General features: G+C 71.4%; 16 protein-coding genes. 6 read left to right on the forward strand and 10 right to left on the reverse strand.

Going from position 1 to position 20,408, the window contains the following annotated elements; genetic code table 11:
• Positions 1–11: 11 nt before the first annotated feature.
• Both ACFYZA_RS36115 and ACFYZA_RS36120 read right to left on the reverse strand, forming a co-directional pair.
• The gene (locus ACFYZA_RS36115; protein WP_388494646.1) at positions 12–1,289 is read right to left on the reverse strand and encodes an LPXTG cell wall anchor domain-containing protein; all 1,278 of its coding nucleotides are present in this window, start codon (positions 1,287–1,289) and stop codon (positions 12–14) included.
• A 319-nt stretch (positions 1,290–1,608) separates the two neighbouring features.
• Complete coding sequence (locus tag ACFYZA_RS36120) at positions 1,609–2,916, reverse strand: LCP family protein (RefSeq protein WP_388494647.1); 1,308 nt, start codon at positions 2,914–2,916, stop codon at positions 1,609–1,611.
• A gap of 118 nt (positions 2,917–3,034) precedes the next feature.
• Between ACFYZA_RS36120 and ACFYZA_RS36125 the strand changes: the two genes are divergently transcribed.
• On the forward strand, positions 3,035–3,559 hold the full coding sequence (locus ACFYZA_RS36125; RefSeq protein WP_388494648.1) for an acyl-CoA thioesterase: 525 nt from the start codon (positions 3,035–3,037) through the stop codon (positions 3,557–3,559).
• Positions 3,560–3,665: 106 nt separating this feature from the next.
• On the opposite strand, the gene ACFYZA_RS36130 is transcribed toward ACFYZA_RS36125, so the two are convergent.
• Positions 3,666–5,081 (reverse strand): LCP family protein, encoded by a 1,416-nt coding sequence (locus tag ACFYZA_RS36130; RefSeq protein ID WP_382597301.1) that lies wholly within the window; start codon positions 5,079–5,081, stop codon positions 3,666–3,668.
• A gap of 204 nt (positions 5,082–5,285) precedes the next feature.
• Between ACFYZA_RS36130 and ACFYZA_RS36135 the strand changes: the two genes are divergently transcribed.
• Positions 5,286–6,302: a glycosyltransferase family 2 protein gene (locus ACFYZA_RS36135; protein WP_382597214.1), complete on the forward strand. Its 1,017-nt coding sequence runs from the start codon at positions 5,286–5,288 to the stop codon at positions 6,300–6,302.
• Positions 6,303–6,399: 97 nt separating this feature from the next.
• Here ACFYZA_RS36135 and ACFYZA_RS36140 read toward each other — a convergent pair whose 3' ends face one another.
• The 4 genes from ACFYZA_RS36140 to ACFYZA_RS36155 form a co-directional block, all read right to left on the reverse strand.
• Entirely contained in the window at positions 6,400–8,136 is a 1,737-nt protein-coding gene (locus tag ACFYZA_RS36140; protein ID WP_388494649.1) for an LCP family protein, read from the reverse strand.
• Positions 8,137–8,235: 99 nt separating this feature from the next.
• A complete protein-coding gene (locus tag ACFYZA_RS36145; protein WP_388494650.1) occupies positions 8,236–9,972 on the reverse strand; it encodes an LCP family protein in 1,737 nt (578 codons plus the stop codon).
• Positions 9,973–10,201: 229 nt separating this feature from the next.
• The gene (locus tag ACFYZA_RS36150) at positions 10,202–11,623 is read right to left on the reverse strand and encodes an LCP family protein (protein ID WP_388494651.1); all 1,422 of its coding nucleotides are present in this window, start codon (positions 11,621–11,623) and stop codon (positions 10,202–10,204) included.
• Between the two features lie 196 nt (positions 11,624–11,819).
• Positions 11,820–12,572, reverse strand: a complete 753-nt coding sequence (locus ACFYZA_RS36155; RefSeq protein WP_388494652.1) for a TIGR03089 family protein — start codon at positions 12,570–12,572, stop codon at positions 11,820–11,822.
• A 128-nt stretch (positions 12,573–12,700) separates the two neighbouring features.
• Here ACFYZA_RS36155 and ACFYZA_RS36160 point away from each other — a divergent pair, with 128 nt between their 5' ends.
• The 3 genes from ACFYZA_RS36160 (at position 12,701) to ACFYZA_RS36170 (ending at position 16,464) form a co-directional block, all read left to right on the forward strand.
• Positions 12,701–13,960 carry a peptidoglycan recognition protein gene (locus ACFYZA_RS36160; protein WP_382599541.1) on the forward strand — a complete coding sequence of 420 codons (1,260 nt, stop codon included), beginning with the start codon at positions 12,701–12,703 and terminating at the stop codon, positions 13,958–13,960.
• Positions 13,961–14,065: 105 nt separating this feature from the next.
• Positions 14,066–15,148, forward strand: a complete 1,083-nt coding sequence (locus ACFYZA_RS36165; protein ID WP_382599543.1) for a sugar phosphate nucleotidyltransferase — start codon at positions 14,066–14,068, stop codon at positions 15,146–15,148.
• A 347-nt stretch (positions 15,149–15,495) separates the two neighbouring features.
• Entirely contained in the window at positions 15,496–16,464 is a 969-nt protein-coding gene (locus ACFYZA_RS36170; protein ID WP_388494653.1) for a DNA-3-methyladenine glycosylase family protein, read from the forward strand.
• Positions 16,465–16,489: 25 nt separating this feature from the next.
• On the opposite strand, the gene ACFYZA_RS36175 is transcribed toward ACFYZA_RS36170, so the two are convergent.
• From ACFYZA_RS36175 to ACFYZA_RS36185, 3 genes are read right to left on the reverse strand one after another with little or no spacing between them, the layout of a single operon-like run.
• Complete coding sequence (locus ACFYZA_RS36175; RefSeq protein WP_382599547.1) at positions 16,490–17,782, reverse strand: coenzyme F420-0:L-glutamate ligase; 1,293 nt, start codon at positions 17,780–17,782, stop codon at positions 16,490–16,492.
• Positions 17,779–18,735, reverse strand: coding sequence for a 2-phospho-L-lactate transferase (gene cofD, locus ACFYZA_RS36180; protein WP_382599549.1), 957 nt, complete (start codon positions 18,733–18,735; stop codon positions 17,779–17,781). The genes ACFYZA_RS36175 and cofD overlap by 4 nt, the downstream gene beginning before the upstream one ends.
• A gap of 13 nt (positions 18,736–18,748) precedes the next feature.
• On the reverse strand, positions 18,749–19,252 hold the full coding sequence (locus tag ACFYZA_RS36185) for a cysteine dioxygenase (protein WP_382599551.1): 504 nt from the start codon (positions 19,250–19,252) through the stop codon (positions 18,749–18,751).
• 718 nt (positions 19,253–19,970) lie between these two features.
• Here ACFYZA_RS36185 and ACFYZA_RS36190 point away from each other — a divergent pair.
• Positions 19,971–20,234 carry a WhiB family transcriptional regulator gene (locus tag ACFYZA_RS36190; RefSeq protein WP_053723761.1) on the forward strand — a complete coding sequence of 88 codons (264 nt, stop codon included), beginning with the start codon at positions 19,971–19,973 and terminating at the stop codon, positions 20,232–20,234.
• Positions 20,235–20,408: the final 174 nt, after the last annotated feature.

Consider the following 20,408-nt stretch of genomic DNA (forward strand, 5'->3'; position numbering starts at 1 on the left):
TGCTGGGACCGTCAGGTCCGGTCGGCGGCCTTGCGGCGGCGGGTGACGAAGACCGCGCCGGCGCCGAGAACCACGGCCGCCCCGCCCGCGAGGGCGAGCTGCGGCACGGCGGAGGAGGAACCGGTGCTGGCCAGCGCGCCGGTGGTGGCGCCCGTGGTCGTGCCGGTGGTCTTCAGCGGGGTGGCCGCCGCCCCGCCCTGCGCGGTGGGCGTCGAGCCGCCTCCGGCGGGCTTGGCGGTCGGCTCCGGCCGGTCCTTGCCGTCGGTCGGCCCGGGCTTCGCGGTGTCGCCGTCCGGCTTGCTGCCGGCGGCGAGCACCTTGAACTTGTAGCCCTTCATCGGGCCCTCGATGCAGGGGTTGTACTGGTCGGAGGCGTCGCCCGCGATCAGTGCGTCGCCGTGGGTCGCCGGGCTCTTGGCGTCGACGGTGAGACGGATCTTGACCTCGACCGTGGAGCCGGGCTTCACGTTGCTCTGCGAGGCGACGTAGTCGGGCTCGTCCTTGAGCTCCTTCCACACCGAACCGTCGAGCCACTGGGCCTTGGCCTGCGCGGCGTGGACGAAGAACAGCGGGTGCAGGGCGTCGAGGGTGCGGTCGGTGCCGTTGTGCACCTGGAACGAGAAGTCGACCGAGGTGCCCGCGACGACCTGCGCCGGGAGCCCCTTCAACTGCGCGGAGAGCGCGGGCAGCCGGACGCACTCCTTGGCGCTCCTGAGCGCCGCGTCGGCGGCGTCCTTGGTCTTCAGCGCGGCAGTCCTGGCGTTGTCCGCGATGCTGTACTTGCGCGTGGCGGCCACCCGGAGGTCGTCGAGCGCGTCCCCTGCGCTCGCCCGGTTGGCGACGGCCGTCGCCAGTGCGGCGGCGGCCTCCTTGGCGGTGGCCTCGGCGTCTGCGACCGCCTTCTGCGCTGCCGCCGTCTCGTCGGCGCCGGCGGTCTCGGGGAGGGCCGCGAGCTTGGCCTTCGCCTCGGTGACCGCCTTGTCGGCGGCGGTCTTGGACTCCCCGGCCTTCGTGGCGGCGGCCATGGCGTCGTGGTACGCCTTGGCCTCGGGGGCGTCGTCCGCCATCACCTTTTTGATGATGGCCCGCTGCTCCGCGTACGCCTTGGCGGCCGCGTCATAGGCCTTCGCCGCATCGGCGGCGGCCTTCTTCAATTCCTCGAACGTGGACTTCTGCGTCTGCGCCGCGGGCTTCGCCTCGGCGGCGAACGCGGGGGACACCGAGAGCAGCGCGGCCGGGGCGGTCACGGCGGCGGCGACGGTGGTGGCGAGAATGCGACGGATATTCAAGTGAGCCCTTTTCTGGGTCCGAAAGGCTGTGTCGTCGGCGCCGCGGTTGTTTTCACGCAGCGCGACGAGCAGTGATCGTATGGCCGGAATAGGGAGCGAGAAAGGCAATTGGGCGGGACCGGAAAGCGGTGGGCCGTACTCCGTACGGAATCAATCACCGCGAAACGGGACAGTTGCCCTCGTTCTCTGTGTTTTTCCTGTGAGGCATGTCATGTGTCCGTGGCGCCGGCCGGCCGGCGCCGGTGAAGGCGTACGCGAATGGGCCCGGCCCGCCGCGTCGGAATGCGGGGGGCCGGGCCCAAATGCCGTGCGGGACCGTCTACTTGACCGTCACCGTGTCGTCGTTCTTCAGCTCGTTCACCAGCTGCGTGACCTTCGGCTTGTCCCACAGGAGCGAGGTCTGGGGGCCGTCGCCCGCGACCGGCATGTTCATCGAGATGCCGTCGCCGCTGGTGATGCCCTTCATCGCCCAGAACATCGAGCCCAGGTCGAACAGGCTCATGTCCTTGTCGACGATCAGGGTGTCCAGGCCCGCGCCCATCACCGGGTACAGCTTGAACGGGTTGAGGATCGTCGTCGGGGTCGCCGTCTGGCTGGCGAGGGCAGCGAGGAACTTCTGCTGGTTCTTCGTGCGCTCCAGGTCACCGGCGGCATATCCGTGCCGGTTGCGGACGAACGCGAGGGCCTGCTGGCCGTCGAGGGTCTGCTTGCCCTTCTTGAAGTCCGCGCCGGAGTCCTTGTCCTTGATGTCCTGCGGAATGTCGAGCTCCACCCCGCCGACCGCGTCCACGATGTTCGCGAATCCCGCGAAGCCGATTTCCGCGTAGTGGTCGATGTGCAGCCCGGTGTTCGCCTCGACGGTGCGTACGAGGAGTTCGGGGCCGTCGATGGAGAACGCCGCGTTGAGCTTGTCCTTGCCCTTGGACGGGAACGACTTCCCGGAATCGGAGCCCTTGAAGCTGGGGATCGTCACCCACGAGTCGCGCGGCAGCGAGACCATCGTGTTCCCGTTGTCGCCGACGTGCAGCAGGATCATCGAGTCCGTGCGCTTGCCCTCGGCAGAGCCGGTGTGCAGCTTCTTCTTCTCGTCGGCGGACATGCCGTCGCGGGAGTCGGAGCCGACGATCAGGTAGTTGGTGCCCTTGCCCTCGGCGGGCCGGTCGATGACCTTGGACAGGTCGACCTCGCGGCGCACCTTGCCGTCCGCCCAGAAGTACGTGGCGACCGAGGTGACCAGGAGCACGGCGACCAGGGTCAGCACGCCGACCGTGATCCGCTTGCGCCAGTTCGGCGCCGCACCGGGGCGGCGGCCGCCGCCGCGCCGAGGGCCCTGGGGGCCGCCGGGCCCGGCCGGGCCGCGCCCCGCGGGGCTGCCGTAGACGTGGCCCTCGCTGTAGCCGCTGTACGAGCCCTGGCCGGGCACGCCCGGGGCGCCCTGGCCGTAGCCGTCGTCGTACGCGGGCTGCTGCTGGGGGACCGGCCGCTGCGGCGGGTGGGTGGGGGCGGGCCGCTGGACGTGCCGCATCCGGCGCGCGCCCTCGGGCTGCGCGGCGGAGCTGCCGCGGCCGTAGGCGTCCTCACCGTTTCCGCGGGCGTTGCCATTGCGGGCGTCGGGCCATTCGTTCATGCGGTCCAGCATGCACGGCACCCCCCGGCGCCTGACAGGGCAGGGGGGAATTCGGGGCAGGGCTGTTGCACAGCTGATGCAATGAGCCGGAAATCGTACGGCGCCTAAAGTAGAACGCATGACTGATCTTCCGGGCAAGCCGACCTCGGCCTCCCGAACCACCCTGAGTCACATCATGACCACCCACGACACCAATCTCCTCGGCACGGTGCACGGCGGCGTGATCATGAAACTGGTGGACGACGCGGCGGGCGCGGTCGCCGGGCGCCACTCGGGCGGGCCGGCCGTCACCGCCTCCATGGACGAGATGGCGTTCCTCATGCCGGTCAGGGTCGGTGACCTGGTGCATGTGAAGGCGCAGGTCAACTGGACGGGCCGGTCCTCCATGGAGGTCGGCGTACGGGTCCTGGCCGAGCGCTGGAACGAGTCCACCCCGGCCCAGCAGGTGGGCTCCGCCTACCTCGTCTTCGCGGCCGTGGACGCCGACGGCAAGCCCCGCCGGGTGCCGCCGGTCGTCCCGGAGACCGAGCGCGACGAGCGCCGCTACCAGGAGGCCCAGATCCGCCGCACCCACCGGCTGGCCCGGCGCCGCGCGATCATGGACCTGCGCGAGAAGCGCGCCGCGGAGGGCCTGGACGACTAGCGGGGCCGACGGGCGAAGGGCCCGGACGACTGGCCGGGAAGTGCGCCGGACGGCCCAGGGCCTGGCGACTGGCCGGGAAGTACGCCAAGCCCACCGGACCCGCAGGTCAGGGGCAGACCACCCGGTCGCCGGTGACCGTGCCGAAGTCGCCCTGCGGCTGCTCCTCGGCCCGTACCGGCACGACGTCCTTGAACTCGGCGCCCGCCGTCACCTTCATCGTGGGGCCGAGGCCCTTGACCGCGCGCAGCTCGCTGCCCGGCAGGGCGAGCGCGAGGGACTTCGCGGAGCGGTCCCAGCGCGGGTCGAACTCGATCAACGTGCGGCGCATGTCCAGGTTGGCGCCGGCCCGGGGCGAGCCGGTGGTCTTGAAGCCGGTCGCGTGCAGCGCGTCGTCCACCCGGCGGCCGAGCCCGTCGGTGCGGGTCCCGTTGTAGACCTGCACCTTGATCTGGTCCGGGGCGACCTCGACGATCGAGCCGGCCGCCTTCTGCGGCTGCGGCGGCTTCGCGTCCTTGGCGGCCGGTTTCGGCGCGGGCTTCGGCGGGGCGTGCGGGGTCAGCGGCTGGTCGTCGTGGAGCAGCTGGAACAGCTTCTTGGACTTCGCCTCGTCCCACTTCACGGTCGAGCCGATGCCCTTGATCTGCACGCCGAGCTGCCCGAGCGGCACCGTCGTGAAGTCGGACGACGAGGGCGAGAAGCCCTTCATCGCGGCGGTGAAGCTGAGCATCTCCTCGACCCCGAAGCCCTCGTCGGCCCGTACCGAGGAGAGCAGGGACTGGGCGACCTCGCGGAACTTCACCGGGTTCAGGAGCACCCCGTTGCTCGTCGCCTTCTCCAGGAGCGCGGCGAGGAAGCGCTGCTGGCGCTGCATCCGGCCGAGGTCGGCCGAGCCGTCGGTGTGCCGGGAGCGCACGTACTGGAGCGCCTCGCCACCGCCCAGCTGATGGGTGCCGGCGGTCAGGTCGAGGCCGGTGTAGGAGTCCTTCATGGGGCGGGCCGTGCAGATCTGCACGCCGCCGACCACGTCGACCGTCTTCATGAAGCTGGTGAAGTCGACCTCCAGATAGTGGTCGATCTTCAGACCCGTCATGTTCTCGACGGTGCGCACGGTCAGCGAGGGCCCGCCCTCGGCATAGGCCGCGTTCAGCTTCACCGGGTGCTGGGGGCGGTGCTGGCCGGTGGCCTCGTCGGTGTGCTCGGGGACCTCGGCGTAGGAGTCGCGCGGCAGGCTGACCACGCTGACCCGGTCCCGGTCCGCCGACACGTGCACCATCATGATCGTGTCGGTGCAGTGGCAGGGCGCCCCGCCGAGCCGGTACTTCTGCTTCTCCTCCGGGGTGATCTTGTCCCGCCCGTCGGTGCCGACCAGGAGGATGTTGGTGCCCCGGCTGCCCTGAGGCCGGTTCTTCATGTCCCGGAACGGGTCCACCCGGCCGATGCCGCCGTCCAGGCTGGTCACCACCGCGTGGCCGACCCCGCCCGCGCCGAGCACCAGGACGGACAGGGTCGTCGCGAGCCGCATGCCCCAGCGGGGGCGCTCGTCCTGCTGTCTGCTGCGGGGCTTGCCGGGTCGTACGGGGCGCGGGCGGGGCGGCGTGGGCACGGGGGACCTCCGCGGGTGCGACAGGGGGATCTTGAGCACCGTAGGCCCATACGATCAGCTACCCCGTGCACCGCCCCGGCCGCCGCGCGACCTTGTCCCCCGTTCGCGGTAACGTGACGACCGATGAACGCCACGCCTGCTGTTTCCGTGATCATGCCGGTTCTCAATGAGGAGCGGCATCTGCGCAACTCGGTCCGTCACATCCTGGCGCAGGAGTACGAGGGCGAGATGGAAGTGGTGATCGCGCTCGGCCCGTCCACGGACCGCACCGACGAGATCGCCGCCGAGCTGGTCCGCGAGGACCCCCGCGTCCACACCGTGCCCAACCCCACCGGGCGCACGCCCGCGGCCCTGAACGCCGCCATCGAGGCGTCCCGCCACCCGATCGTGGTACGCGTCGACGGCCACGGCATGCTCTCGCAGAACTACATCGCCACCGCCGTACGGCTCCTGGAGGAGACGGGCGCGCAGAACGTCGGCGGCATCATGCACGCCGAGGGCGAGAACGCCTGGGAGGACGCGGTCGCCGCCGCGATGACCTCGAAGATCGGCGTCGGCAACGCGGCCTTCCACACCGGAGGCGCGGCCGGACCCGCCGAAACCGTGTATCTGGGTGTCTTCCGCCGCGAGGCCCTTGAGCAACAGGGCGGCTACAACGTGGAGTTCATCCGCGCCCAGGACTGGGAGCTGAACTTCCGGATCAGGGAGGCCGGCGGCCTCATCTGGTTCTCGCCCGAGCTCAAGGTCCAGTACCGGCCGCGCCCCTCGGTGAAGGCGCTCGCCAAGCAGTACAAGGATTACGGGCGTTGGCGCCATGTGGTGGCCCGCTACCACGAGGGCTCCATCAACCTGCGCTATCTGGCGCCGCCGACCGCCGTCTGCGCGATCGCCGCGGGCGTCGTGGTGGGCGCGCTCGTCACCCCCTGGGGCTTCGTGGTCCCGGCCGGCTACCTGGCCGCGATCGCCGCGGGCTCGCTGCCGGCCGGCAAGGGGCTCCCGCTCAAGGCCCGCGCCCAGATCCCGGTGGCGCTCGCCACCATGCACATGTCGTGGGGCTTCGGCTTCCTCACCAGCCCGAAGGCGCTGGCGCGGAAGGTCATCGCGAGCCGCCGCCCGGCCGTGCGGACGACCTCCGTCTGACCCGTACGCGGGAACGGGAAAGGGGCGCCCGGTGCCTGATGGCACCGGGCGCCCCTTTCGTGTGCGGACGCGGGCCGGAAGCGGTCCCGTACGCGGGCTAGAAGCGGTAGGGCGCGTAGACGTCCATGCAGGCGCCCTTGTCGGCGCCGTTGACCGTCTCGGTGTCCTTGAGCGGGTCGCTGGCCTTCGGGTCCTGCTTGGGGTAGCTGGTGCCGGTGCGCCAGTCGCCGCCGACCACCAGGGTCAGGCCCTTCACGTCGGAGGCCTTGACCGCGCCGACGGGCAGGCCGAGCGCGGTGGCGACCGACTCCGCGTCCGCCTTGCCCTGGGCGCCGGCGCCCTTGGGGTAGTCGACCTCGCTGGTCTGGGCCGGGGCGCTGGAGCTCGTCGCCGCCTTCGCGAAGCCCTTGGCCTTGAGGGCGTTGACCACCTCGGTGGCGCGGCCCCTGGCCGCCACGCGGCCGTCGGTGCCGGTGCCGTTGACCACGCTCACCGCGAGCGAGCCGGGGGCCGCCGCGTCCGGGCCCTTGGCCGGCGGGGCGGCGGGCTTGCCGTCGTCCTTGCTGTCCAGGGGCTTGTCGTCGCGCAGCATCGCCCACAGCGGGTCGGCCTTGGCCTTGTCCGGAATCACATGGGCGTCCGGGTCCTTGGGGTCGGGCAGCCGCGGCATGGTCAGCATGTTGATGCGGTCCATGGGGATGTCCTTGAGCTCCATGCCCAGGTCGAACAGCTTCTTGACGGTGCCGAGCTCCGCCGAGACCTTGAGCGACTTGGTCGCGGTCTCGGCGATGTCCATCAGACGGCCCGTGTCGGTGAACGCGTTCTGGTCCTTGAGGTTGCGGATCACCGAGTTCATGTACATGTGCTGGGCCTGGGAGCGGCCGATGTCGCTGCCGAAGGCGTGCCGGGTGCGCAGCCACTGGAGGGCCTGCTCGCCCTTCACGTTGTGGGTGCCCGCGGTGAGGTGCAGATGCGAGCCGCCGGGCTGGGCCCTCGTGGGGTGGTCGTCGATGTTCTGCTTCACACAGACGTCCGCGCCGCCCACCGCGTCCGAGATGGCCACCACACCGGCGAAGTCGACCATCATCCAGTGGTCGATGTAGATGCCGGTGAGCTTCTCCCAGGTGTCCAGGACGCAGCCCGCGCCGCCGCGCCCGAGCGCCTCGTTGATGATGGCGTTGGTGGGCGGGTTGACCTTGTTCTTCTCGGTGTCCTTGCACTCGGGCACGTCCACCCGGGTGTCGCGCGGGATGCTCACGACCGAGGCGTTCTTGCGGTCGGCGGAGACGTGCAGCAGCATCTGTACGTCCGCGTGCGGATCGCCGCCCCGGTCCTTCTTGGCGCCGCCGAGCGCGACGTTCTCGTCGGAGTTCCGGCTGTCGGAGCCGATGAGAAGGATGTTCAGCGGGGTCTGGCCCTGGGCGTTGGGCGCGGCCTTCTTGGCGTCGCTGCCGCCCGCGCTGCGGTCGCCCTTGCGGATGTTGGCGTTGAGGTGCTGGTAGTAGAGGTATCCGGCGGTGGCCGTGCCGACCATGAGGACCGCGAGGGTGATCGCGGTCCATTTCAGTATTCGGTGCTTGCGTTTCTTGCCCCGTCTGCGCGAGCCGCCCCTGCGGTGCCCGCTGCCGGCCGCCGCACCGCCCGAGTCCGCGCCGCCCGGCACCGCGTCACCGGAACCCGTGTCACCGGAACCCGTCGAGCCCCCGGACGTGCCGGAGCCGCCCGGCGCTGTGGCTTCCCCGGGACCGCCGGATTCGCGGTCCCGGGGTGCGCTGCCGGACGCGTCGTCCCCGTACAGGCTCTCGTCCCAGCCGAGTTCGCCCGCGTGTTCCACGCGTCCGTGCGTCCCCTCCCCGCGCACGCTGTTTCTGCCCACCCCGATACCCCCCTGTCTTGCAGACTCCCCCTGAGGCCCGGTCGGGCCGTGAGTCTGTTATTTGGCGCACACCGACTTGTCGGCTTCGACCTTCTGGATGCCCTCCGGTGCCTTGGCCGGAGCGGCGATGGGTGATCCCGTCTGCTTGAAGTCGGGGCCGAGGGTCAGCACCATCGGCTCCTTGCCCACGGCGTCCTTCGTGCCCGGCTTCAGGGCCGACGCCGGGAGCCCGAGCATGTCCGCGAGCTTGCGGGCCTGGTCGGCCTGGTTCGGCGCGTAGGCCAGGACCGTGGCGGGCACCTTCTGCGGCGCGTTCGAGCCGTTGCTCGACTTCAGGACGCCCTGCTGGTTCTGCAGCCAGGTGACCATCTCCCCGGCGGAGCCCGCCGCCGCACCGCCGTTGAGCACGGTGACCCGTACGTCCGAGGCCTTGGCGCGCGGGCCGTTGAGGCGGGCGGCCTCCTCGGCGGCGGCCGCGCTCTTGGCGTCCGCCTCCTTCTTCTTCACCTCGGTGAGCGAGGTGTCGGCGCGCATCATCGCGAACAGCGCGTCGGCCTTCGTCGGGTCGGGCACGACCGTGATGTGCTTCTTGCCCTCGGCCGGATTGTCGATGACCGGCAGCGTGGCGAAGGTGATGTTCTTGGCGTCGATCTTGCCGACCACCTGCGCGAGGTCGGTCAGCTTCTTGATGCTGCCTATCCCCGAGTCGACCGTGAGCGCCTTGGTAGCCGCGTCCGCGAGCCCGTACATCTTGGTCGGGCTGCCGAGGGTGTCGTCCGACTTCATCTGCCGGATCATCGAGCCGATGAACTGCTGCTGCTGCTTGATCCGGTCGAGGTCGCTCTCGTTGCCGAAGCTGTGCCGGGTCCGGACGAACGCGAGGGCCTGCTCGCCCTTCACGACGCTCTGGCCGGCCGGCAGCTTCAGGTGCGACTTGGGGTCGTTGACCGGCTTCTCCAGGCAGACCTTGACGCCGCCGACGGCCGCGGACAGCTGCTTGACTGCGTTGAAGTCGGCCATCATGAAGTGGTCGACGGTGAGCCCGGTGAGCTCCTTGACCGTACGCATCGTGCAGCCCGGGTCGCGGCCCTCCTGGCCCAGGCTGGTGTTGAAGCGCACCTTCTTCTCGCCCGGCACCGTCTTGGTGGTGCCGTCCTTCTGCTTGGTCGGGCAGGCGGGGATGTCGGTGATCATGTCGCGGGGGATGGACATCGCGGTCGCGTTGGTCCGGTCCGCCGAGACGTGGAAGAGGATGTTGGTGTCGGCGTGGCCCTCGCTGCCCGCGTCGCCGTAGCCCTCGTTGCCCGCGCCGGTGCGCTTGTCGGTGCCGATGACCAGGATGTTGAACGCCCCGTCGGGCACCGAGCTCTTGCTGCCCGCGTCGCCGACGTCGACGGTGTTGATGTTCCCGTTGAAGTGCTGGTAGAGCCAGTACGCGCCGCCCGAGCCGACGACGAGGACGAACCCCATCACGCCGCCCGTCCACAGCAGCGCCTTCTTCTTGCGGGTCGCCTTGGGCTTGCGCTTGCGGCGGCCCTGGGCGTCGGGGGACTCCTCGGCAGGGGCCTTGCCGGCCCTGCGGTTGCGCTGCCCGGGCACCTCTCGGCGTCCGGAACGTTCCGGCTGGCTGGACTTTCTGCGGGAACCGGGACCCGTGGCTGACCGGCTCGGAGCGGAATTCGACTGCGTTCCGGAAGGATTCAGTCGCAATTCGTAAGTGCCGGTTTCCGGGTTGAGGACCCACTGGTCTGCGGGGTCGACTTCATCGGCCCGCCCACGGCTCTGCGCATCCACGGTTGCTTCTGTCCTCCGTCGGTGCCGAGTCGCTTCCCCCAAAGCGCTCAATCGTTCGCTCCTGCGGTGCGCGGCCCGTCGGCCCGTAGCACCGGATCGCGTCACACTATCTGGCCAGTTCGTCCGTCAGCGACGGCCGTGACAAATTCCACGCCCTTTATAACCGGGCATTTGGCCTCAATTCGTTGATGGGCACGTGGAATTCACAGGTCTCGCACCCGCGCGCCTCCTAGCCGCACATGCCGGAGGCAGCATCGGTGCCCGAGTAGACGGGCGGGGCCGAAGGGGAGGACGAGGGATCCGGATCGTCTGGTTTGTCATCTTGACCGTTCCCCTTCGTCGTTCCCTCCTTGCTCTTGGCCACGTCCGCCGCCGGCGCTACCTTGATCGGCCGGTCGTCGCGCAGCTGCTTGAAGAGCCGGTCCGCGTCCGGCTGTACGAGCTCGTCCCGGTTGCCGTCGTAGGCGTAGGGCTGACGCGGAACGGTCAGGAAGTGGATGTTCTCGGTCGGAATGTCACGCATCGACCGCACCAGGTCGTACAGGTCCCGCAAGGTGTTGAGCCCGGCGTCGGTGGTGAGGGACTTGGTCGCCGCGTCCAGGACCGGATAGAGCCGGGCCGGGTTGAGCAGCACCCCGTTGCTCTGCACCTTCTTCATCAGCGAGCCGAGGAACTGCTGCTGGCGGTCCATGCGTTGGGTGTCGCTGCCGTCCCCGAAGCCGTGCCGGGAGCGTACGAAGCCGAGCGCCTGCTCGCCGTGCAGGGTCTGGCGTCCGGCCGGGAGCTTGAGGTGGGCCTGGCGGTCGTCGACCGGTTCCTTCAGACAGACCTCGACGCCGTCCACCGCGTCGACCATGTCCTTGAACCCGCTGAAGTCGACGACCACGTGGTGGTCGATCCGCACCCCGGTCATCTTCTCGACCGTACGGATCGTGCAGGCGGCGCCGCCGATCTCGAACGCCGAGTTGAACTGGGCGAATTGGGCCTTGGTGTCGGTGCCGTCCGGCCGGCCGCAGGCGGGGATGTCCGCCATCAGGTCGCGCGGCAGCGAGACGGCGGTGGCGCTGCGCCGGTCGGCGGCGAGGTGCAGCAGGATCGTGGTGTCCGAGCGCTGGCTGCCGCCGTCGTCCCTGCCGTAGGCGGAGTTGTTGCCCGCGCGCGAGTCCGAGCCGATGAGCAGCAGGTTCTGTGCGTCGTGCACGACGGAGGCGGGGCGGTCGCGCTCGTACTTGTCCAGCTCGTGCGCGGCGGTGGTGTCCGTCTGGATGTTGCCGTCGAGCTTCCGGTAGAACCACCAGCCGGTGCCGGCCGCCGCGAGAACGACGACGGACACGCCGAGCGCGGTCCAACGCAGCCAGTGGCGGCGGCCCTTGACGCCCTCGGGCATCGGGTCGCTGTTCTTGGCCGCCGTCTGGTCGCCGACCTCGGGCGTCGGGCCGCTGTCCTTGGCCGCCGTCGCGTCGCCGTGCTCGGGCGTCGCGTCCCCGTCCTCGGCCGCCGTCGCGCCGCTGTCCTTGGACGGCTCGCCGTCCTTGGCAGGCTCGGGGTCCGGCTCGGATGCGCCGCTCGCCACCGACTCGGTGTCCGGCGGTGGCTGCTCGGCCCCGGCCCGGTCCTCCGGTTCGGGGGGCGTCCCAGCACTGTCGGTCACGTCGGCGTCCATCCTCACGGGCCATCACGGGGGTCGGCGGGCGCATCGCGCCGCCGGGCACCCCGGTAGACGGCCGAATCGCGCGCATGGTTGTGCGTACGGTCGATCATCTACCGCGGGTGCCGCCGGAGCCCGGGGGCCGGGCCCGGGGTGGGCCACAAGGGTGGAGATCAGTGCGTGGGCAGCGGGCCCGTCGTCACAGCGAGCGGTGCGTGACCCGCTCGCTCTCGGCCCGCTTCTCGAGCCCGCCGTCGGCCAGTTGGGCCAGGTTGCGGCACAGGACGACCGAGCCGCCCGAGGCGAGCGGGGCGTACAGGCCGCTCGCGAGTCCGGCCCAGCTGTCGTACGAAAGCGCCGAGAGCAGCCGCGAACCGGTGCCGAGCCCGAGTTCGGCGGCCCCGGCGCCGGCCCGGGTCACGAGGTCCGCCGCGCTCAGCTCCTCGCCGTCCACGACGAGCGCGGGGGCGTCCGGGTCGACGGGCGAGAACGGCGCGAAACGGTCGCCCTGGCTGGGCACCTCGACGGCGTAGTCGGCGAACCCGGCGGGCGGCTGCGGGAAGCGGCCGCCGAGCGGGCGCAGCGCGAGCGCCACCCGCTCGCCGGTGCAGGCGCGGGCCTCCTCCAGGGTGTCGGGGCCGCTGACGACGACGTCGGCCCCGGCCGGGTCGCCGCCGATCTCCGCGGTCACGCCCACCGAGTGGCAGGCCATCAGCCACACGGCGCTCTGCCAGTGCGCGGGGAGCAGCAGCGCGAGCCGGTCGCCGGGTGCGGCGGCGAGATCGCCCTGGAGCAGATTCGCGGTCTTGGCCACCCAATTGGCGAAGGTGGCGACGGACAGTTCCACGCGCTCGCCGGTGGCGTCGTCGTAGAACGTGATGAAGGGGCGGCCCGGGTCCGCGGCGAGCGCGGATCGCAGCAGGTCGGCAGGGGTGCGGTCGCTGGCGTTCACGCGGGCAAGGCTACGTGGCCCGGCCGCGCGGCACCGGCGCGGGTGAGCCGGGCGCGTACACCGGTTGGCCGACGGCCCGTCAGATTAGCTATGGACAGATTTGTACACCTATGTCCACGATCGTCAGCATGCGTAGCTTCCTTGCGTCTTCGATCGGAGTGGCCGCCGTCGCGGCCCTCGCCCTTCCTCTGGCGGCCACGGCGCCCGTCGCGGCTTCGCCCGCCGCGCCGCCGGCCACGGCCGAACTCGCCGGTTCCACCCAGTCGCTGCCGATGGCGCCGCTGCCCGGCCAGGACCGAGCGGGGGGCGACACCTCCCAAGAGGGCCTGGCCAGGCGGGAGGTGCGGCCGTTCTCGCTGGTCGGGGTGGTCTGGGACAACGCCGAGGACGAGCTGCACGGCAGCGTCCAGGTGCGCACCAGGACCCGCGCCGCCGGCAGCTGGTCGGACTGGCAGGACCTGGAGACCCACAACCACGACCACGGCGCCGACCCCGGCACCGCCGAGGCCGCCGGCCCGCTGCACGGCTCCACCGCACCGCTGTGGGTGGGCGACTCGGACGCCGTCGAGGCACGCGTACGGGCCGAGGACGCCGAGGGCGAGCCGCTGCCCAGGGGCCTGCGCCTCGACCTGGTCGACCCGGGCGCCGACCCAGCAGGGCCGGACGCGGGCGACACCGGCCGCGCGCTGCGGGCCCCCGACGTGCTGCCCGCCCTCGACAGCACCGCGAGCCGGGCCGAGGCGGCCGAGGCGACCGGCGCCGAGTCCGCCGCCCGCCCGTACATCGGGGCCCGGCCGCGCATCATCACGCGCAAGGGCTGGGGCGCGGACGAGCGGCTGCGCGAGAGCGGCTACGTCTACACCAAGAGCGTCAAGGTCGCCTTCGTCCACCACACGGCGTCGGGCAACGGATACAGCTGCGCCCAGGCACCCTCCGTCCTGCGCAGCATCTACCGCTACCACGTCAAGAGCAGCGGGTGGCGGGACATCGGCTACAACTTCGCGGTCGACAAGTGCGGAAACATCTACGAAGGCCGGGCCGGGGGCGTGGCGAAGGCGGTGATGGGCGCGCACACGCTCGGGTTCAACACCAACAGCACGGGCATCGCGGTCCTCGGCACCTACAGCAACACCAACCCGTCGGCCGCCGCACTCAAGGCCGTCGAGCAACTCGCAGCCTGGAAACTCGGTCTGTACGGGTTGAACCCGGCGGGCAAGAGCACCCTCGTTTCCGGCGGAGGCAACCGCTACAAGAAGGGGCGCAGCGTCAGGTTCAACGCCATCGCCGGCCACCGCGACGGCTTCGCCACCGACTGCCCGGGGGCGCGCCTGTACAGCAGGCTCGGCTCCGCGCGGGTCACCGCGGCCCACTTCCAGGGCCGGCGCTGACCGGTATGAGCGGTCTGGCAGTCTGCATACACTGGCCGGCCGGGCGTTCCGCGGAAATCCCGACGCGATGCCAAGGCCGGCCCCAGCAGGAAGCAGAGACGACAGGTGACAGAAGCGATCCTCCTGGTCGGCGGCAAGGGCACCAGGCTGCGCCCGCTCACCGTGAACACGCCCAAGCCGATGGTCCCCGCGGCGGGCGTGCCCTTCCTCACCCATCAGCTGGCCCGGGCCCACGCGGCGGGCGTCGACCACATCGTGCTGGCGACGTCGTACCTGGCCGAGGTGTTCGAGCCGTACTTCGGGGACGGCTCCTCGCTCGGCCTCTCCATCGAGTACGTCACGGAGGACGAGCCGCTCGGCACCGGCGGGGCGATCCGCAACGTGGCCTCCCGGCTCCGCTCCGGGCCGGACGAGCCGGTGCTGATCTTCAACGGTGACATCCTGACGGGCCTGGACATCAGGGCCCTGGTGGACACCCACCGCTCGTCCGGCGCGGACGTCTCCCTGCACCTGACCCGGGTCGACGACCCGAGGGCGTTCGGCCTGGTCCCCACCGACCCGACCGGCCGGGTCACGGCGTTCCTGGAGAAGCCGCAGACGCCGGAGGAGATCGTCACCGACCAGATCAACGCGGGGGCGTACGTGTTCCGGCGCTCGGTCATCGACGAGATCCCGGCGGGCCGGCCGGTCTCCGTCGAGCGGGAGACCTTCCCCGGCCTGCTGGCGCGGGGCGCGCACCTCCAGGGCATGGTCGACTCGACGTACTGGCTGGACCTCGGCACCCCCCAGGCCTTCGTCCGCGGCTCGGCCGACCTGGTCCTCGGCCGCGCCCCCTCCCCGGCGGTCCCGGGCCGCTGCGGTGACCGCCTGGTCCTGCCGACCGCGCGGATCGCCCCCGGCGCGAAGCTGACGGGCGGCACGGTGGTGGGCCACGGGGCGGTGGTGGGCGAGGGCGCGCGCATCGACGGCAGCACGATCCTGTCCGACGCGGTCGTCGAACCCGGAGCGGTGATCACGGACTCGCTGGTCGGGGTCGGGGCGGTGGTCGGGGCGCGGACGGTCCTGTCCGGGGCGGTCGTCGGGGACGGCGCGAGGGTGGGCCCCGACAACGAGCTCCGCGCGGGGGTGCGGGTGTGGTGCGACGCGCTGCTCCCCGCGGCATCAGTCCGCTTCTCCTCGGACCAGTAGCCCCCACCGGGCTCCGCCCAGCCCCGACACCGCTCCGCGGTTGGCACGCGGGGGTGCGCTCGTGAGCCTTTCCCCACCCCGCCCCTTCCCGCTGTGACACTTTGCGGCTCCGCCGCGTGGCCTCCGGGGGAGAGTTCGTCGGCTGCGGGCCGGTGGGGGCCGTTCGCGCAGTTCCCCGCGCCCCTAAATGCCTGGTGCGGGCCCGCACCAGGGCATTTCAGCCTGTCCGGCGTTTGAGGACGAGCGCCCTCAAGGCGCGAACGGGGGTGTGGGGGCGGAGCCCCCGCAGGGGGTCTGGGGCGCAGCCCCAAGAGCCTCCCCCGGAGGGACCCCGTACTCTCGAAGACGTGGCAGGACGATTCACCCCCCGCACCGGCAACGGCAGCCGCATCCCCACCCCCCGCCCCGCAGGAAGCACGCGGACCTGGGCCCCACGACGCGGCCCGCTCGACCTTGCCCTGACGCTCGGCCCCCTCCGGCGCGGCCAGGGCGACCCCACCTACCGCACCACCCCCGACGGCGCGCACTGGCGCACATCGAGGACCCCCGCCGGCCCCGCCACCCTGAGGGTGACCGCCACGCAGGGCACCGCGCACGCCGAGGCGTGGGGCGAGGGCGCGGAGTGGGTCCTGGACCAACTCCCGGCTCTCCTGGGCGAGTTGGACGACCCGGACGCCTTCACCCCCCGGCACCGCTTCCTCGCGGAGACCCACCGCGACCGCCCCGGCCTGCGCCTGACCCGTACCGGACTCGTCATGGAGTCCCTGATCCCCTCGGTCCTGGAGCAGAAGGTCACCACGACCGAGGCGTACCGCGCCTGGCGGCTCCTGGTGCGCGGGTTCGGCGAGCCCGCTCCCGGCGCCCCCGAGGGCATGTACGTCATGCCCGACACCAGGACGTGGGCGCTGATCCCGTCCTGGGAGTGGCACCGGGCCGGCGTCGACTCCAAGCGCTCCGACACCGTCATGCGCGCGGTGCGGGTGGCCCGCCGCATGGAGGAGGCCGCGACGATGGACCAGTACAAGGCCGCCGAGCGGCTCCGGCTGATCCCCGGCATCGGCCCCTGGACGGCCGCCGAAACCCTCCAACGGGCCATCGGCGCGCCCGACTTGGTGACGGTCGGCGACTTTCACCTGCCCGGCATCATCGGCCACGCCCTGGGCGGCAACCGCCACGCCGACGACGACGAGATGCTGGCCCTGCTCGAACCGTACGCGGGCCAGCGCCACCGGGCCGCCCGGCTGATCCTGCTCAGCGGACGCACCCCGGCGCGCCGGGCCCCGCGTCTTCAGCCCAACAACATCGCGGTGCTGTAAGGGAGTTGAGGGCAAAGGGGCGTGCTCAGCGCACCTCGATGAACGCCGAGGCCTCCCGCCCCGGCCGCTCGCGTGGCGGCTCGGCCGCACGGCCCACCGCCACCGCGCCCATCGGGTCCCAGCCCTCGGGCAGGCCGAGGGCGTCGCGTACGACATCGCGGCAGAACATCGTGGAGGACACCCACGCCGAGCCGAGCCGCTCGCCCGCGAGGGCCACCAGGAAGTTCTGGACGCCGGCGCCCATGGCGACCACGAACATCTCGCGCTCGGCAGCGTCCCGGCGGGCGTCGCCGTAGCTGTGCGAGCCGTCCATCACCAGACAGGGGACCACCAAGTAGGGCGCTGCGCGCAGGACTTCGCCCCGGGCGACCCGCTTGGCGATCGACTCCTCGGACTTGCCGTCGCGGCGCAGATCCGCGATCCAGGCGTCCCGCATCGCGTCGAGCAGCCGGGTGCGGGACTCCTCGGATTCGAGCAGCACGAACCGCCAGGGCGTCGTGTGGTGCGGGGCCGGCGCGGTCACCGCGGCCGCCACCGCGCGCCGCACCGCGCCCGGGTCGACGGGCTCGGACGTGAACGCCCGTACCGTACGCCGCTGGGTGACCGCCTCCCGTACCGCCTCGGAGGTGCCGAGGCGGAACATGTCGTCGGCGGCCGAGCGGACCATCTCGCGGGCCGATCCCTCGCCCGCGAGGTGCCCGAGTCCGCGCACTACGGCGACGGGGAAGCCGCCGGCCTTGCCCTTCACGAGGTCGCCCGCGGCGGCCAGCTCGTCGGCGAGCGAGACGACCGTCGCGCTCAGCGGATTGCCGTGCGAGTCGGTGCCGCCGCGCAGGTCGTCGAGGACGCGTACGCCGCTCGCGCCGATCGCCACGTCCGTCAGACCGCTGCGCCAGGGCCGCCCGAAGGTGTCCGTGACGATCACGCCGACCTCCACGCCGAGCGTGTCGCGCAGCCCGGAGCGGATCGCGGCCGCCGAGGCGTCCGGGTCCTCGGGCAGCAACAGGACCGTCCCGGCGGGGGTGTTGGAGGCGTCCACGCCGGCCGCGGCCATGATGAGGCCCTGCCGGTTCTCGACGATGCGCAGGGTGCCGCGCCGCGCCACCACCCGTACCGTCTCGGCGTCGATCGCCGCCTCGCGGTCGGCGGCCTCGGTGATCCGGCCCTCCGCCTTGGAGACGATCTTCGAGGTGACGAGCAGGATGTCGCCGTCGACGAGGCCCGGCTCGGCCGCCGCGATCAGCTTGGCGAGGTCGTCGCCGGCCCGTACCTCGGGCAGACCCGGCAGCGCCCAGACCCGGAAGGAAGCGGGGCTCACGCGCGGACCTCCTCCGCCAGCGTGAGGGCCTCGCGGGCCATCGCGGCCGTCGCGTCCAGGTCCGTCATCATCAGCGGCACGGCCCGGCAGCGGATGCCCGCCTCCTCGATCCGGGCGACCGATCCGGCGTCCACCGTGTCGACCAGCCAGCCGTCGAGCAGCCCCGAGCCGTAGTGCTCGGCGACCGCCGCCGCCGTGGACTCCACGCCGACCGCCGCGAGCACCTTGTCGGCCATGCCGCGCACCGGGGCGTCTCCGACGATGGGGGAGAGCCCGACCACCGGCACGCCCGCCTCGGCGATCGCCTCGCGGATGCCGGGCACGGCCAGGATGGTGCCGACCGAGACGACCGGGTTGGACGGCGGGAAGACGATGACGTCGGCCGCGGCGATGGCTTCCAGGACGCCGGGCGCGGGCTTGGCCTGCTCGGCGCCGACCGGCACCACGGCCTGCGCGTCCACGGAGGCCCGCAGCTTCACCCAGTACTCCTGGAAGTGGACGGCCTTGCGCTCGCCGTCCACGTCGACGGCCACATGCGTCTCGACGCGGTCGTCGGACATCGGGATGAGACGGACCCCGGGCTGCCAGCGGGCGCACAGCGCCTCGGTGACGGAGCTCAGCGGGTAGCCCGCGCCGAGCATCTGCGTACGGACGATGTGGGTCGCGAAGTCCCGGTCGCCGAGCCCGAACCACTCGGGGCCCACGCCGTACGCGGCCAGCTCCTCCTTCACCGTGAAGGACTCGTCCGTACGCCCCCAGCCCTGCTCCTCGTTGATGCCACCGCCCAGGGTGTACATCACGGTGTCGAGGTCGGGGCAGACCTTGAGCCCGAACAGATGGATGTCGTCACCGGTGTTGCCGATCACGGTGATGTCCGCGTCGGGGGCGGCGGACTTGAGACCACGGAGGAAGCGGGCACCACCGATGCCGCCTGCCAAGACCACAATGCGCATGAACAGCAGTCTGTCAGGCGGGTACGACATCCTGGGCCGCCGGGGAGGCCTCGCCGGCGTACATCGCCATGTCGGTCAGGCCCGGGTAGTAGACGTGCAGGCTGACGGCCGGCTCCAGCGAGTCGTTGACGACGTCGTGGACGTAACCCGGCGCGAACACCCGCTGGGACCCCCCGGCCAGCCGCCGTACGCCACGGTCCGTGCGCTCGGTCAACTCGCCGTTCAGGACGGTCAGTACGCCCGACGACGCGCCGTGGTCGTGGGCGCCGCTGCCCTGCCCGGGCACCCAGGAGAGCAGCCAGACCTCGTAGCCGGGCCCCGTGCGCAGCCGGTGGTACCAGCGCGAGACCGCGTCGTACTGGACCAGGTGTTCCCACTGGGAGCGGTCGGCGGCGATGGCGCGGGCGAGCCCGACGAACTCGGCGACCGTGGCGGGGTGCTCGCGGGCGGGCTGCAGGAGGTGCTGGACCTCCAGGATGTCGCCGGCGATCTGGAGGTCGCTGTGGCTGCTGTTCATGGTGCGGGGGTTCCTCGGCAGAAGTGCTGGGGTGTCGCAGATGAGATGTCCCGCGGAGAGCGGAGACGGCGGCCGCCCGGACGCGGGGCGTCTCAGGGAAGGCGTGGGGAGGAGCTGGAGCGCACGGGAAGGACGAGGTGCGCGATCAACAGCTGGAACAGCAACAGCGAGCCTGGACAGCGCTGCGGAACCCACGGACGTGGGTCGCTCGGTGCGCTGAGGTGGCTGACATGCGATCCAGGAGACCGGGTCGGTGGGTGCGTTGTCAACCCAATGACCGATTTGGCGGCATTGTTTCACCTCATCCGGTTACTGGGCCCGGAGAAAGGTTTGTGCAGTCGCGGGGCGGGAGATGTGGCGCAGCAACCGCGTATTAAACGCCGTTGTCTTCTCGTGATCGGAATGTGATCCGGGCCGCTTTCTGGGTACTGGCGCAACAAGATCAACACTCGTCTCGTCCTCCTCTGTAGTCACAGTCGAGCCGGAGTCGAGTGGATCGGCGGGAAGCGACGGTGGCGTGGGCCGGTGGCATGTGTCACCTTTTTGCCGATTTGAACACTTTCCGCATAGCCTTGGTTCCGCAGAGTGAATACGGGGCCCAATAGCAGATCTCGGCTTGACTGGCCCGGATCCGCGCACTTGTAATTTCACTCGTGTCGTTCGGCCGGATTCGGTAACGGCAACATCACGGGGCAGCAAAGACAGACGAGGGGCGCACATGACCGAGCTGTTTCAGGAACTGCTGGTCGACGAGGCCGAAGAGGAGCTGGGCTGGCAGGAGCGGGCCCTCTGCGCCCAGACCGACCCCGAATCCTTCTTCCCCGAAAAGGGCGGCTCCACCAGGGAGGCCAAGAAGGTCTGCCTCGCCTGCGAAGTCCGCTCGGAATGCCTCGAGTACGCACTCGCCAACGACGAGCGGTTCGGCATCTGGGGCGGCCTGTCCGAGCGTGAGCGCCGCCGCCTGAAGAAGGCCGCGGTCTGAGTCCGCTTCGCGGTCCGCGGAGGTCCGCCGCCTGACCCCCGGCGACCTCCCCTCGGGCGACCAAACCGCCCAACTCCGTACACAACCAACGGTCCGCCCCCTGCGTCCCGTCCGCAGGCGGCGGACCGTTTGTGTGGCAGCCGTTAGTGTGGGGCGCTGTCCACGGCACTCCGG

Source organism: Streptomyces sp. NPDC001828 (assembly GCF_042892175.1).
Taxonomy (GTDB): domain Bacteria; phylum Actinomycetota; class Actinomycetes; order Streptomycetales; family Streptomycetaceae; genus Streptomyces.